The organism is Pseudoalteromonas sp. SG41-1 (assembly GCF_014164575.1).
Classification (GTDB): Bacteria; Pseudomonadota; Gammaproteobacteria; order Enterobacterales; family Alteromonadaceae; genus Pseudoalteromonas; species Pseudoalteromonas rhizosphaerae.
In genome coordinates, this window is the sequence record NZ_JACJFL010000004.1 from 62,299 (window position 1) to 77,542 (window position 15,244).

Annotated in this window: 11 protein-coding genes; 3 read left to right on the plus strand and 8 right to left on the minus strand. The window is 41.9% G+C overall.

Going from position 1 to position 15,244, the window contains the following annotated elements:
• Positions 1-68 precede the first annotated feature (68 nt).
• From H5203_RS04710 to agaR, 7 genes are all read right to left on the minus strand, one after another.
• Positions 69-497: a hypothetical protein gene (locus H5203_RS04710; protein WP_145240070.1), complete on the minus strand. Its 429-nt coding sequence runs from the start codon at positions 495-497 to the stop codon at positions 69-71.
• Between the two features lie 400 nt (positions 498-897).
• On the minus strand, positions 898-2,982 hold the full coding sequence (gene fusA / locus H5203_RS04715; protein WP_145240072.1) for an elongation factor G: 2,085 nt from the start codon (positions 2,980-2,982) through the stop codon (positions 898-900).
• Positions 2,983-3,147: 165 nt separating this feature from the next.
• Complete coding sequence (gene nagA, locus H5203_RS04720; protein WP_145240074.1) at positions 3,148-4,311, minus strand: N-acetylglucosamine-6-phosphate deacetylase; 1,164 nt, start codon at positions 4,309-4,311, stop codon at positions 3,148-3,150.
• A complete protein-coding gene (locus tag H5203_RS04725) occupies positions 4,308-5,237 on the minus strand; it encodes an ROK family protein (RefSeq protein ID WP_145240076.1) in 930 nt (309 codons plus the stop codon). The genes nagA and H5203_RS04725 overlap by 4 nt, the downstream gene beginning before the upstream one ends.
• On the minus strand, positions 5,230-6,366 hold the full coding sequence (locus H5203_RS04730; protein ID WP_145240078.1) for an SIS domain-containing protein: 1,137 nt from the start codon (positions 6,364-6,366) through the stop codon (positions 5,230-5,232). The genes H5203_RS04725 and H5203_RS04730 overlap by 8 nt, the downstream gene beginning before the upstream one ends.
• A gap of 17 nt (positions 6,367-6,383) precedes the next feature.
• Positions 6,384-7,667 carry a D-tagatose-bisphosphate aldolase, class II, non-catalytic subunit gene (locus tag H5203_RS04735; protein WP_149982228.1) on the minus strand — a complete coding sequence of 428 codons (1,284 nt, stop codon included), beginning with the start codon at positions 7,665-7,667 and terminating at the stop codon, positions 6,384-6,386.
• A gap of 42 nt (positions 7,668-7,709) precedes the next feature.
• Positions 7,710-8,480: a transcriptional repressor AgaR gene (gene agaR, locus H5203_RS04740; RefSeq protein ID WP_145240083.1), complete on the minus strand. Its 771-nt coding sequence runs from the start codon at positions 8,478-8,480 to the stop codon at positions 7,710-7,712.
• Between the two features lie 263 nt (positions 8,481-8,743).
• On the opposite strand from agaR, the gene H5203_RS04745 reads away from it, so the two are divergent.
• From H5203_RS04745 to H5203_RS04755, 3 genes are all read left to right on the plus strand, one after another.
• Positions 8,744-10,117, plus strand: coding sequence for a Gfo/Idh/MocA family protein (locus H5203_RS04745; RefSeq protein ID WP_182730721.1), 1,374 nt, complete (start codon positions 8,744-8,746; stop codon positions 10,115-10,117).
• Positions 10,118-10,213: 96 nt separating this feature from the next.
• Positions 10,214-13,051: a TonB-dependent receptor gene (locus tag H5203_RS04750; RefSeq protein ID WP_145240087.1), complete on the plus strand. Its 2,838-nt coding sequence runs from the start codon at positions 10,214-10,216 to the stop codon at positions 13,049-13,051.
• A gap of 105 nt (positions 13,052-13,156) precedes the next feature.
• The gene (locus H5203_RS04755; protein WP_182819432.1) at positions 13,157-14,449 is read left to right on the plus strand and encodes a DUF3472 domain-containing protein; all 1,293 of its coding nucleotides are present in this window, start codon (positions 13,157-13,159) and stop codon (positions 14,447-14,449) included.
• Here the strand turns inward: H5203_RS04755 and H5203_RS04760 are convergent.
• Positions 14,446-15,168, minus strand: coding sequence for a response regulator (locus H5203_RS04760; RefSeq protein ID WP_182819433.1), 723 nt, complete (start codon positions 15,166-15,168; stop codon positions 14,446-14,448). The two genes, H5203_RS04755 and H5203_RS04760, sit on opposite strands and share 4 nt — an antisense overlap.
• Positions 15,169-15,244: the final 76 nt, after the last annotated feature.

Consider the following 15,244-nt stretch of genomic DNA (forward strand, 5'->3'; position numbering starts at 1 on the left):
CTCTGCTTGTAATAAGTTTATTCAGCAGAGTTCAGATTAGTAAAAAGGCCGCTAAACTGCGGCCTTTTTTATGCATTACATTGGGTATGCTGTGAATTATTACAGCTATTCTTCTTACTATACCAATACATAATTGACTGCTGAGCTTGATCATCAAACTGCCAATTATAAAAGTGGATTACTTTGCTATCTTCTAAAGAAACCGATAATACAGTCAGTAATTTTAATGAGTTAAATTGAATATCAATAATTTCATCTGCATTAATATATTTTTTACCTAACCCCTGAGAGTAATAAATGCCCGCTTTATAACAATGCAAAAAGCGTAAATTGATGATGCTCAAAATTGAGATAATAAATATAACAGGAACAATAATTAGGGCTAAAAAAGTCTGATTTACAGCAAAGATGATTGTTAGCAAAAAAGCAACAGCACAAAGGGTTAGTATCATAACTAACTGCAACAGCCAGTTTGGGCTCAATTTAATTGAATTCATATAAACGTCCTAAAAAGTACACATATATGTCTCTTTATTCGAGAGACTTCCATTTCTCTAATATGCGTATATGGGTGGCATAAGCGGGTATTCTACCTGTATTAGTAACTAAGATTCAAGTAATTGCACTACTTTTTACCTAGTTATAAATAACTAGTTTAATTAGTAAGACAGCCAGCTTTTAAACTACAACTTATGAGTGGAATAACGTTTAAGCTGCAGTAATAAATAGTTGATTCTTTTTCTATTATTTAACTGTTTGCTTAAATAACTACTAAAGAGTGCTAACGACTCATTGCTAGCATAACAACAAAAAAGTATTCGATTGTTGGAGGGATAATATTTCTGGCAATAAAAAACCCGCAACAAGTGCGGGTTTTTTTAAGAGTTTAAAGGCTAATTACTTAGCAGCTTTTTTCTCTTTTTCTGCAGCGATTACAGTTTCAGCTACGTTTTGTGGACATGGTGCATAGTGTGAGAACTCCATAGAGAACTGACCACGACCTGATGTCATTGTACGTAATGAACCGATGTAACCGAACATTTCTGATAACGGAACGTCAGCTTTAATACGAACGCCTGTTAAACCAGCTTCTTGGTCTTTCATCATACCACGACGACGGTTAAGGTCACCGATTACATCACCAACGTGATCTTCTGGAGTGAACACGTCAACTTTCATGATTGGCTCAAGAAGTTGTGCGCCCGCTTTAGGGATCGATTGACGGAAAGCGCCTTTAGCAGCGATTTCGAATGCGATTGCAGATGAATCCACGGCATGGAAGCCACCGTCGAAAAGTTCAACTTCAACGTCAAGCACTGGGAAGCCAGCTAGCACACCTTCGCTCATCATTGACTTGAAGCCTTTCTCAACTGCAGGCCAGAATTCTTTAGGTACGTTACCACCAACAACTGATGATTTAAACGTGAAGCCTGAAGCAACTTCGCCTGGCTTGATGCGGTAGTCGATTTTACCGAACTGACCAGAACCACCTGATTGTTTCTTATGCGTGTAGCTATCTTCGATTTCACGAGTGATAGTTTCACGGTAAGCAACCTGTGGTTGACCAACGATAAGATCTACGCCGTAAGTACGCTTAAGGATATCAACTTTGATATCTAAGTGAAGCTCACCCATACCTTTAAGGATAGTTTCGCCTGAATCTTCATCAGTCTCAACTTGGAAAGATGGATCTTCTGCAACCATTTTACCGATAGCAACACCCATTTTCTCATTACCGCCTTTATCTTTAGGCTGTACAGCAATCGAGATTACTGGAGTTGGGAATACCATTGGCTCAAGTGTTACTGGGTGCTTAGGATCACAAAGAGTGTGACCAGTTTGCACGTTTTTCATACCTACGATTGCAATGATGTCACCAGCTTGTGCGCTAGTTAATTCGTTACGGTCGTCTGCTTGCATCTCAACCATACGGCCAACACGCTCAGTTTTACCAGTAAACGCGTTAAGGATAGTGTCACCCTTATTAAGTTTACCTGAGTAAATACGTACGAAAGTTAATGCACCAAAACGGTCATCCATGATCTTAAACGCTAACGCTTTGAATGGTTCGTCAGTAGATACGATTGCGAATTGACCATTTTCGTTACCTTCTTCATCCATAAGAGGTTGAGGATCAACTTCTGTAGGAGATGGTAAGTAGTCAACAACAGCGTCAAGTACTAATTGCATACCTTTGTTCTTGAAAGCAGAACCACAGTATGTAGGGAAGAAAGCAAGGTCACGAGTACCTTTACGGATACAACGCTTGATATCTTCTAAAGAAGGCGCTTCACCTTCCATATACGCTTCAAGAAGTTCGTCGTCTTGCTCTAGAGCAGTTTCAACAAGCATTTCATAGTATTCTTCAGTTTTGTCTACCATGTCAGCTGGAACGTCTTCGATCGTGTAGTTCTCTGGAAGACCAGTTTCGTCCCAGATGTATGCTTTTTTAGTTAAAACATCAACAACACCACAGAACTCATCTTCGATACCGATTGGTAACGTCATGATTAGTGGGTTTGCGCCAAGTACTTTACGTACTTGCTCTGTTACACGGTAAAAATCAGCACCCATACGGTCTAATTTATTTACGAAAATAACACGTGCAACTTCTGATTCGTTAGCATAACGCCAGTTAGTTTCTGATTGTGGCTCAACACCACCAGAACCACAGAATACACCGATGCCACCATCAAGTACTTTTAATGAACGGTATACTTCAACTGTGAAGTCAACGTGTCCAGGAGTATCGATAACGTTAAAACGGTGATCTTTCCAGAAACAGCTTACAGCCGCAGACTGGATAGTAATACCGCGCTCAGCTTCTTGTTCCATGAAGTCAGTTGTTGATTCACCATCATGAACCTCACCAGTTTTATGGATTTGACCAGTAAGCTTTAGGATACGCTCAGTAGTCGTGGTTTTACCCGCATCAACGTGCGCGAAAATACCAATGTTTCTGTACTTCGATAAATCTGCCATTATTTTACTCTTAATAAAGTCGAAAAATTATTCGGCGGGAGTATAGCATTACTTATAGCGAACATCACCATACATGTCGCTTAAAATGCAATCAATTTTATAATATTTTACTTTCTATGGGTTTTGAAGCGCATAGCCACACTAAAGCCGAGCGCTTTAGCCATTTTATGCACTTTTAAAAAAGCACCGCTGACCCTTCACATAGGTCGCCTGAATACTAAAATCGCTGTTTAAAATAGCAAAATTCGCATGCTTACCTTCCGCTAAAGAACCAACTTGGCTGGCAATATTAAGAAATTGCGCGGGCACAATGCTGGCCATATTTATCGCCTCACGTAGCTCAACACTGCCTAATTGATGCATATTTTTAACTGCTTGCTCAAGCGTTAAAGTGCTGCCAGCTAACGAGCCGGAGGCAGTTCTCGCCACACCTTGTTGCACAACAACATCCATTTTACCCAATTTATACTCACCATCATTTAGTCCACCGGCATTGATACAATCACTGATCAAAGCGATTTTTTGTGGACCTTTTAGCTTATAGATCAGCTTTAAAATTGTAGGATGAAGATGTACACCATCTGCAATCACTTCAACAAGTGCGTCATCATTCATCAATACCGCGCCGGCACAACCTGGATCACGATGATGAATGCCACGCATCCCATTAAAAACATGCACCCCACCGCATGCGCCATGCTCAAGCGCGCTTTGAGTTTGTTCATAATTGGCATCACAGTGACCAAGCATTACCCTAATTCCTTGCGCTGTCAGGTATTCAATTAATACATTTGCGCCTGGCTTTTCTGGCGCCAACGCAACCACTTTTAAGCTACCCGTGGCTGCATTAATCATCGCTTCTAGATGCGACTGCGATAGCTCTAAAAAGTAATCTTGATTGTGCGCGCCTTTATGAACTTCACTGAAAAACAGGCCCTCACTATAGCCACCTAGCACCTGTGCACCGCTAGGTTGCTGCGTGTATGCCTGACCAATTACACTCATAGCATTAAGTGTTTGTTGCCAATCGGTGGTCACTGTCGTTGCTAAAAAGCCTGTTACTCCATGCTCTGCAAGTGAGCATGAAATCGTTTCAATACTACTCATTTTACAATCAATCACATCACAACCTTCGCGACCATGAATGTGTAAATCAATTAAGCCTGGAATAATTGCAGCATTACCATAATCATCAATAGGCACACCGGCTGTAGGGTTTTGCGTAAAATGACTAATAATGCCATTTTCAACTAACATGAAGTGATTTTTAAGTACTCTTTCTTGACAATAAATTACATCAGCTTTGACGTAAAACACGGATCCAATCATGCCAGCGCTCCCACTTGTTCTTTGGCCAAAATAGCGGCACCGCGAGCGCCACTGGCATCGCCAAATTCAGCAAGCACTATTTTTGGCACCCGAATATCAGCAAATACATACGGTACGATTGCCTCTTCAAGCTTGCTCATTAGTTCATCAACTAAAGACATACCGCCACCAACTACAATCACCTCAGGGTCATAGGCCATAATAATTGCCGCAAAAGTACTGCCAATTAAATCCAAATAACAGGCAAAGCTTTGTTGGCAAAATACGTCGCCTTTTCTCAACCCTTCAACAATTTCAAAAGTAGTTAATACTTCGCCAGAAAAGTGCTGGTAAATTCTCGCCAAGCCAGGGCCTGCAATATAACTTTCAATGCACCCTGTTAAACCACAGCCACATTTTAAAATAGGTAACTGGTACTTCTGCTGTAACACTGCAGAAAGTGCGTAATGACCGTATTCACCTGCAATTCCCTGGGCGCTTTTATACAATTGACCATCAATACACAGCCCACCACCCGCACCAGTACCAAGAATTGCACCGAACACCCGGGTATGTTGCAAACCAACGCTGCTGCGCGCTTCTGAGAGTGCAAAACAGCGGCAATCGTTTTCGATCGCAACCGGGCGATTTATTAACTGAGCTAAATCTTGCGCGGCATTTTTACCGGTCGCATGAGGCACGTTAGCCGACAGTACTTGTTGGTTCGCATTAACAATGCCAGGCATACCAATACCGACCGCACCGTGACATTGATATTTATGATCAGCACTTAAAATCATACCTACTAACGCATTTAGAAAGTCTTGATAACTATTTTGCGGAGTCGCAATGCGCCATGATTCAAGTTGCTTTAATGAAGCGTCAAATACAGCAAGCTCAATTTTACTACCGCCAATATCAATGCCATAAATATACTGCTTAGTCATTAATATCACCTTGTTTTAGCGGGTAAATCGTCACCCCTTGCACCACTCTGTTTACTTCACCAGTTGGGCATGGGTTATCTACTGTAATGCCTAATTGCCACGCTTTATAGAACGACATTATTTGCGCGCAGACCATATAATATAAGCCATTAAATACATCGTCTAATTGCTGCATCACCGCGTCATCTGGCAGCGTCAAGGCGTGAACATCAATAGCTTTATTATCGCGACGTAACTCATTCAACAAATCAATATCGTACTGCTTGGTATAGGTATTAGTTGAGCCAAATAAAACAATTAAGGTTTTATCATCAACCAATGATTTTGGGCCGTGACGAAAACCAAGCGGGGATTCAAAATACCCCATAACTTGACCCGCACTTAATTCTAATAATTTTAATGCTGATTCTTGCGCATAGCCTTTTAAGGATCCTGCGCCTAAATACACTAAGCGATGCATAGGCAGTTCAGCCAATGTTTTTAGTTCAGCTAATTTACCAGCAATATTTTTTTCAACCGCTTCTGCAATAGTTAAAACAGCGTTATCTGCATCACTAAATATTGCCACACTTGCCACCAACATTGAGGTAAAACTACTGGTCATAGCGAAGCTGTGATCAAGTGTTTGCGTAGGCATCAATAACGAGAAATAGTTTTCATCTTGCGCTACTTGTTTATGCAGTGCTCCATCAGGGTTACAAGTAATAAATAGATGCGCGCAGTGTTTTACATAGTTATTCACTACATCAACAGCGGCAACACTTTCAGGACTATTGCCCGAGCGTGCAAATGACACTAATAAAGTTGACTTATTTGGCTGTAAATACTGCTCTGGGCAGGCAACAAGCTCTGTGCTACTAACACTTCGACAAGCAATATCCAATTGTTGATTCAAATAACCAACAACCGCCTCACCAACATAAGCTGAGGTACCGGCACCGGTAAAAATTATTTGCGCATTTGGCTTATCTAATACGCCTGCAAGCCAACTATCTAGCTGCGCTCGCGCAGCTTTTACAATACTGAGCGTTGCTCGCCAACAATCGGGCTGCTGCATAATTTCTTTTGCAGTCCATAAACTATTTTTAGCTTCTAAAAGGGTTTCATCAATTGCTAAATAACTAGACATTACTACCTCACTTACGTCTATTGTTGTTTAAAACACGCATCTGCGTAGCGACTGGTTACTTGCATTATGTGATGAAGTACCAAAGATTTAGGGCTGTTTTGCAGGGTGTTATTTCGCACTGCAAGATACTGCAATGGCATATATTGGCTTAGTAACGGCAGTGGTATCGGTTGTTTTTGTAAATTACAAAATAGCTTATCAACGGCAGCTTGATTGCCTTGTTGTCCCCAGTAATAACGGATTCGATCACTAAAACTAAAGCGACGATAAAGCTGCTGCACTGATTTATCAACTTGATAAAAACGCTGCCAATTTTTCGGAAACTGCTGCATATCGGCATCAATAACAGTGCGTATATGTGAACATTGCTCGGTGTCTATTAGCGCATCTTCAATATGGCTTAATGCAAATAATGCCTCACGCAAAGCAAAGGTAAGCTCTGGGCCCACTTTTAAAATCGCAAAATGATCATTTACTAATTGTTGATACGCAATGGGCGTTTGATAATCAGTTGAATGTGCTTCAAAGGCAATGCCATCAACGGCCTTTATATATTGCTTTAGCCGTTGCGCTTTAGCGCTATCATAATCAAATACTTGCGTGTTATCGAATTCCACACCTGGCTGTACAACCAAGCCAACTACTCGCTGCCATGCCGATGATAACCCCTGCTGTAAAAATGCATCGTGATGCAATGCCAATGTACTAGCAACATGGTCAGTTTCTGTGACTGCAAGCGTATCTATTTGCTCATCGGCACCACCGGGCGGCGGCACCTCAGTACCAATAACATAGACTAAGTCACTGCGGCCAAAGGTATCTAATGCTGTTTGTTCAGCCACTGCACACAACTGCGCCGCACGTGTTGCAACTGTTTCATCAGCTAAAATTAATTCATCATCGGCGCAGCGCATACTGGTGTCTAAGTGAATTTTTTTGAATCCTGCACCAACATAACTGGCGATCAACTGCTCAGCTTTTTGCATCGCCGATTCAGCGCTTTCATCACACCAACACACAGGGCCTAAATGGTCACCGCCAAGGATCAGCTTATCAATTGCAAACTCTTGCTTTGTCGCAAGCTGCTCAATAAATGCCATAAAATCAGCAGGTAACATACCCGTATAACCACCAAACTGATTGACCTGATTAGCGGTTGCTTCGATTAATAAATAACTATTATCTTGTTTGGCTTGCAATATGGCAGCTTCTAGCACCAATGGATGAGCGGAACAAACGGCATAAATACCCTGTTTTTCGCCGCGTTTATTCGCTGCGATTAATTGCTGTAATATCGTCATTGCAAGCCTCTTCGTTAGATAATCTTTGTTTAGTTATGAAAGTTAAAGATCGAGAATATGTAACCGCACACCTGCATCTTCGAGCGCGGTTTTTATCTCTGCTGGAATTCCACTGTCTGTAACCAGTACGTTTATTTCACTGGCGGCAATAATTTTATGCACGCCTTTACGATTAAATTTACTAGAATCTGTTACTACTATGATCTCTCGCGATACTTCACACATCACCCGATTTAGCAGAGCTTCAAGCTCAAAGTGCGTTGTAATACCAATATCTTTTTCAAAGCCATCAACACCCAAAATTAACTTATCAAAGTGATATTGTTGTAAGTGCTGTTCAGCTTGGCGGCCATAAAATGACAGTGATTTTTTACGTAGCGTGCCACCAGTCATTAACACTTCAACCGATGGCGCATTAAGTAGTGAGTGCGCCACATTTAAGCCATTGGTCATCACAACTACGCCGTGGTGGCTGGTTAGATTTTTAGCGACTTCTTCAGTTGTTGTCCCTGAGTCTAAAATAATCGATTCACCATCCTTAATTAGACTCGCTGCAAATTTACCTAAGCGCTCTTTAATACCGCGATTTGCATCGTGTTTTTCTTTTAATGATAATTCTTGAGTTAAGCGATTGCTGGCAACTGCACCACCACGGGACCGTACCAACAATCCTTTTTCATCCAACTCATTTAAGTCGTTACGGATAGTTACCGTTGAAACACCAAACAACTGAGCTAACTCAGGAACCTGCACCCGCTCTTGTTTGTAGACCAATTGCACAATCTCATGACGCCTTTCGATAGTGTTAAGCATGCCCGCTCTCTTTCATTGTTAACTTTCATTCATTGTACGCAGCTTTCGTTTACTTTCAATTCAATTTTTTTACATTTATCTTTAAACATTAAAAAGTGCAATTAAACCATTGTAAATAAAGACTTTAAAATAAAAAATAAAAAACAACACCACTAAAACGAAAGTAAATGAAAGATTTTTATCTTGCATTGACATTTCATTGTGTGTACAAATAAAAGCCTGCGAAAACAAATTTACAAATAATAAACAATAAGGGCAATGTTATGGGCGATCTCAACCGTAGACGATTTTTACAATCAATGGCCGCAATTGCAGCAACCAGCGCGGCTTTGGGTTGTACCTCTACCACCAATTCCAAATCAATATTAAGAACCGCACAACAAGGACGTTCAACCCTTGGCTTAACAGTGCCAAAAATGGACGTAGTAAGGGTTGGCTTTATTGGCGTGGGTGAACGTGGTGTTGGTGCTGTTAAGCATTTTTGTCATCTCGATGGCGTTGAAATTAAAGCAATTTGCGATACCCATCAGGCCGTTGTAGACAGGGCCGTGAAGATTGTCGTTGATAAAGGTTTTAAAAAACCAGATACCTATGGCAAAAACGATCACGATTACCGTCGCATGCTAGAACGCCAAGACATTGATATTGTTATTATTTCAACGCCATGGCAGTGGCATACGCCGATGGCTGTCGATACCATGGAAAGCGGCAAGCATGCTTTTGTTGAAGTACCAGCAGCTGTGACTGTAGAAGAGGCATGGCAACTAGTAAACACCTCTGAGCGAACTCAAAAAAACTGCATGATGTTGGAAAATGTTTGCTACGGACGCGACGAATTAATGGTTCTTAATATGGTTCGCCAAGGCGTTTTTGGTGAATTGTTGCATGGTGAAGCAGCATATATCCATGAGCTACGCTGGCAAATGAAAGAAATTGACCATAAAACAGGTTCTTGGCGTACACCATGGCATGCAGCGGTTAATGGTAATTTATACCCAACTCATGGCTTAGGCCCTGTTTCACAATACATGAATATCAATCGTGGCGATCGTTTTGACTATATAAGCTCGATGAGCTCGCCATCATTAGGCCGTGCAGCCTACGCTAAAAAAGAATTCCCCGCAGATCATAGCCGCAACAAACTTAACTATATTGCGGGTGATATGAATACCAGCATTATTAAAACGGTTAAAGGTCGCAGCATTATGGTGCAACACGATACCACCACCCCACGTCCTTATTCTCGTCATAACTTAATTCAAGGCACTAACGGTGTTTTTGCTGGCTTTCCAAATAGGATCGCACTTGAGCAAGGTGGCAGTAAAAGCTATCACGAGTGGGATTACGACATGGCTGATTGGTATAACAAATACGATCATCCGCTCTGGCAAAAAATGGGCGCTGAGGCTGAACGCAACGGCGGCCATGGTGGCATGGACTTCTTGATGTTTTGGCGGATTATTTTTTGCCTACGCAATGGCGAACCACTTGATCAAGATGTGTATGACGCAGCCGCATGGTCAGCTGTTTTCCCGCTATCTGTTGATTCTGTAGCCGATAGAAGTAACAGCAAAGACTTCCCAGATTTCACCCGTGGTCTTTGGCAGCAAGCAAAACCACTTGGCATTATTTCGTAATTAACCTCACGCGTGTTGGAGAAAAATACACTCAACACGCGTGGCAATAACTCAATAAAAAAACAACCATCAACAAGTAAAATACAGGTAACTATTATGAAAGCACAACTAAAACTGTCCACACTGTTTTTGTCTATGAGCGCCATCTTCAGTGGCACCTCGCTGGCAGCTGATGAAGACAAAAAAAAAGAAAAAGAAGCCGAAGCAGAGCAAGTCGAAGTAATTGAAGTTAGAGGTGTTCGCTCGAGTATTAAAGAATCCCTGTATTTAAAACAACAAGCTGTGGGGGTTATGGATGCTATCGTTGCTGAAGATATCGGTAAGTTTCCCGACCAAAACATTGCCGAGGCATTGCAACGGATGACGGGGATTGCAATTACGCGTAACGGCGGCGAGGGCCAAAATGTTACCGTGCGAGGTTTAGGTGGTGACTACAACGTTACCACCGTTAATGGCCGACGCATGGCATCAGAGCATTCTAGCCGTAACTTTAATTTTGATTTAATCGCCCCCGAAATAGTCCAATCCCTCGAAGTATACAAATCCCCACAAAGTAAAACACAAGAAGGCGGCATTGGCTCAGTTATCAATATCAAAACCCGCAAACCTTTGGATTTAGATGGTTTCACTTTATCAGGCAGTGCCAAAGGCATTTATGAAGAACGTACTGGTGACACCAATCCACAAGCTTCGTTTTTAATTAGTGATACCTTTTTTGATAATACCTTTGGAGCGCTGTTTACAGCGGTATATTCTGAACGTACACAGCGTGAAGACTCTTATGAAGGTGAAGGTTTTTATGATCCAGACGAGAATGTTGATGTACGTATCCCAATCGATAGTAACGGTAACGGCAAGCTTGAAGATAATGAGCAATCATACCCATCGATTATTCCAGGCTATGTACGTTATTCAAATTGGCAGGATACGCGTGAGCGACTGGGTGCAAGCTTAGCGCTGCAATGGCGCCCGTCAGATAGTATAGATGTTAACTTTGACAGCATGTACTCACAATACGAAACCAATGGTGAGCAATATCAAATTTCATTTGTAACCTATGATGAATCTTGGACACCGGGGATCCCCGCTATCGGTGAAGTAAAGTTCAATGAAGATGGTAATGCTAATTATGTAGAACTAGTTGATGGCGCAATGGCTGAGCTGTTAAATGTGTCTGTGCCACGTAATACAGATACTTGGCAATGGGGTTTTAATACGGTTTGGTATGCCACAGAGAGCTTAACGGTTGATTTAGATATTTCACAGTCACAAGCTAAAAATGTCAGCAATGGTAACAATCGTTTTATTGTTGCACGTGGTTTTGTTGATGGTATCACTATCGACCAAACCGGTAGTAATATGCTGCCAGATGTGACCATGACCCCAGCACTGAGTGCAGAACAACCTTTTGGTGCGCATTACAGCTACAATTCAGGCACCGATGTGAAAGACCAAATAGAAGAGGTGCGCTTAGCAGCAACCTATATTCCCTCTTTTGAACTAGTGAAAGATATTCAATTTGGCGTTCATTACGGCAAACAAACCAAAGAACGCAGTGTTTATAAATCAAAAAATGCATCAATGTTCAGTAATGGTGGCGCTTATTTTAAAAACTCAGAATACGACAGTTTTGACGACTCAAGTGTTGAAGAGCTAGGCGGCTTAAACCTATTTCGTTTACCAGCAGATGTACTCGTGCCAGCTAACTTTGATAACTTCTTAGATGGTGAGCCTGGTAAACATCCGGATCCATGGGCAAGCTTTAATTACGACAAACTGTATGCTTTTTATGAATCAATTAATCCACAAGCGGCGCAAGATAAAATTGTCGCAAAGAACAGCCCAAAGGATTCATTCGCCCTTACTGAGCAGACCTTAGCGGCTTTTGTTGAAGCAAATCTACAAGGCGATATTGCTAAACTGCCTTTTGCACTAAACATGGGCGTCCGTGTAATACAAACCGATGTCACATCAGATGGTTACATCTTTGATGTTGATAATGTTCGTTACAATATAACCGAAAAAGATGGCGCATTAAGCTATCGCGTTGAGGGTGAAATTGAAGATTATTACACCCGCTCCACCACTGAAGAAAGCTACACCGACGTACTACCGAGCTTAAACTTTAAATTGCATCTACGTGATGACTTACTCTATCGTTTTAGTGCGGCTAAAGTAATCACACGGCCAAACTTAGATTATCTATCGCCTTATAGCTACTTAGATTTTAATAATGCCGAATACCATGCCTCAAACCCGGGTATTAAGCCACTAAGAGCCAATCAAATAGATACGACGATTGAATGGTATTTCTCTGACTATGGTGCACTAACCTTTGCAGCCTACTATAAAGACATAGAATCAGTGATTGCCCGCGGCCGAGTAGGCACTGCGCAAGTGGGTAATTATTTTAAAGATGGAGTGGCTGTAGAAGGCCCAGTTTTTACAAAAATCTCACCTACATCGGAAAAAGGCGCAACAATTTTAGGCTTTGAAACAGCTTATCAGCAGTCTTTTGACGAAATACTTCCAGCACCATTCGATGGCCTGGGTGTACAAATAAACTATACTTTCACAGACAGCAGCTATGACGACGAAGAGCTAAATGATCTGCCATTTGTGGGGATGTCTGAGCACTCGTATAACGCGGTTATTTATTATGAAAAAGGTGATTATCAAACCCGTATTGCTTATAACTGGCGCGACGACTACTTAGTCTATCCTGATGCATGGGGCGGACCAGAATGGGCGGCAGACTACGGCCAATACGATTTCAGTGCCAGTTACAATATCACTGAGAAAGTGCGAGTTGATTTAAGCGTAACCAACTTAACCAATGAAAGACAGTGGTCATACGTAAAAACAGAAGAACAAATTCGTCGCTTAGCGCGCTATGGTCGCTCGATTAGCCTTGGCTTTTCAGCATCATTTTAAGCTTATACCCAAACCACCTCAAGATGCAGAATTCACATCTTGAGGAGGCTTGGGTATACCCTCTTATATTAGCGCCGTTTGTCGGCGCTTTTTATGGAGCTCACTATGAGAATTTTACTATTTATTGGTTCATTATTATGGACTTCATTTTCGCCATTTGCAGTGGCAAACCAAACCACGGATTACTTTATTCCCAGTTATGGCAATAGTGCTACTAGCCATAGTATCGCAGCAAATAAAAAACTGATTAGTGATGTGGGGATCACGCACTGGCAAGACTCTGCAATACCAGTTAATCACTACTTTTACCTGCCAACAAAAGCGGCTTTTAATTTAAAGTTGCGCGTAAAAGTTGCAGGCGATCGCAGCCAGCTTAAAGTCGACTTTAATCAACAGAGTCAGTTAATTACGCTCACTAATCAGCAATTTCAAGATATCGATCTTGGCGAGTTTCTGCCAGATCAAATCGGATACCAACAATTGCAACTTACCGGTATCGCTAAAACAGCTGACACCTTTGCTGATATTCAAGGTCTTATTGTCACGCTAGATAAAGAGTCGGCGGCGCCTTTATATGTAAAAGATGATATTTATTGGGGTCGTCGCGGGCCTTCCGTGCATTTAAACTATCCCATACCTGACAAGACTAAAAACTATCAATGGTTCTATTCAGAGCTGAGCGTACCACAAGGGTATGATCATCAAGGCTCGTATTTTATGGCCAATGGTTTTGCTGAGGGTTACTTTGGTATGCAAGTAAACTCTGACACTGAACGCCGTGTATTATTTTCAGTATGGAGTCCTTTTCAGACCGATGATCCAGCTGCTATTCCTGTGGAAATGCGTATTCAGCAATTAGCTAAAGGGCATGATGTGTATACCGGTAAGTTTGGTAATGAAGGTTCTGGCGGGCAAAGCTATTTAGTATTCCCTTGGCAAGCAGAACAAACCTACCGCTTTTTATTGAAAGTAAATCCGACTGAAAACCTTGCTAATCATACCGACTACAGCGCATATTTTTATGACCCTATCGCCGCAAAGTGGCTGTTCATTGCTTCATTTAGACGCCCTAGTACAGATACATATGTGGCAAGGCCACACAGCTTCTTAGAAAACTTCATCCCTGATGCAGGGCAATTCGAGCGCAAAGCGCTATACAGTAATCAGTGGCTCAGAGATACTCAAGGCCAATGGCACTCGCTTGATAAAGCACAATTTACTTATGATGCAACGGCTGCCAAGCAATCGAGAATGGATTATCAAGGAGGCACTGAAAACGCAGGTTTTTACTTACGCAACACTGGCTTTTTTACAGGCCCAACTAAATTACACAGTGAATTTGAACGCCCAGTTGGTCAAGCGCCTGAGGTAGACTTAAGCGCTTTGCCAGATAACTAAGCCATTTTATAACAGCGCTCTGGCCGACCTATGCTGCCATAGCTTTGGTCGGCACTGACTTGCTCTGCCTCTAGTAAATACTCTAAGTAACGGCGTGCCGTAGAGCGACTTACTCCTACAAGATCGCCCATTTGCTGTGCTGTAAAGGGCGTTTTTTTGTGCTCTTTAAATGCATCAATAATCTTTTTTAAAGTAAGCTGATCAACCCCTTTAGGCAGTCTAACAGGTGCTTTACTTTGTTCGCTTGAGCCAAATAAAGTGTCGACCATAGATTGGGTCACCTCGTTAGAATCAGACAAACACTGCTGGCGTGACTCAAATCGCGCTAACGCCTGATCAAGTCGATTAAGCATCAAAGGTTTAACCAAAAAATCACAGGCCCCTAACTGCATCGCTTTTTCAAGAGTTTCGACTTCTTTGGCGGCAGTCAGTAGCATCACTTCACTTTTAATTGAGCGCCGACGCAAGTCGGTTAATAACTCAAGGCCATTGCCATCTGGTAGATGGATATCAAGTAAGATCAAATCGGGCTCTATCGCCTGTAATAGCGCGGTAGCAGTACTTAAGTTTGCTGCAATACCAACTACCTGATACTGACCTTGACGCAAGCTTTGTCGCGCAGTTTGGTTCCCCGCAACCCCATTCGGTAAAAGCAGGTATTGAGCAAGAAGTTGTGCAACTTCGAGCTCATCTTCGATGATAACTACTGAATATGTCATTTTTTATTACTCATTTTAGCGTTGCAATGTTAGCCCATTTACTTTTATTGTTGTTTGCTTGGCCACTGCTTATTAG

Excerpts from the sequence above, each read along its gene's own strand:
- H5203_RS04730 (WP_145240078.1), bottom strand. The coding sequence starts at position 6,366 with ATGTCTAGTTATTTAGCAATTGATGAAACCCTTTTAGAAGCTAAAAAT.
- H5203_RS04745 (WP_182730721.1), top strand. The coding sequence starts at position 8,744 with ATGGGCGATCTCAACCGTAGACGATTTTTACAATCAATGGCCGCAATT.
- fusA (WP_145240072.1), bottom strand. The coding sequence starts at position 2,982 with ATGGCAGATTTATCGAAGTACAGAAACATTGGTATTTTCGCGCACGTT.
- H5203_RS04760 (WP_182819433.1), bottom strand. The coding sequence starts at position 15,168 with ATGACATATTCAGTAGTTATCATCGAAGATGAGCTCGAAGTTGCACAA.
- H5203_RS04755 (WP_182819432.1), top strand. The coding sequence starts at position 13,157 with ATGAGAATTTTACTATTTATTGGTTCATTATTATGGACTTCATTTTCG.
- H5203_RS04725 (WP_145240076.1), bottom strand. The coding sequence starts at position 5,237 with ATGACTAAGCAGTATATTTATGGCATTGATATTGGCGGTAGTAAAATT.
- nagA (WP_145240074.1), bottom strand. The coding sequence starts at position 4,311 with ATGATTGGATCCGTGTTTTACGTCAAAGCTGATGTAATTTATTGTCAA.
- agaR (WP_145240083.1), bottom strand. The coding sequence starts at position 8,480 with ATGCTTAACACTATCGAAAGGCGTCATGAGATTGTGCAATTGGTCTAC.
- H5203_RS04750 (WP_145240087.1), top strand. The coding sequence starts at position 10,214 with ATGAAAGCACAACTAAAACTGTCCACACTGTTTTTGTCTATGAGCGCC.
- H5203_RS04735 (WP_149982228.1), bottom strand. The coding sequence starts at position 7,667 with ATGACGATATTACAGCAATTAATCGCAGCGAATAAACGCGGCGAAAAA.
- H5203_RS04710 (WP_145240070.1), bottom strand. The coding sequence starts at position 497 with ATGAATTCAATTAAATTGAGCCCAAACTGGCTGTTGCAGTTAGTTATG.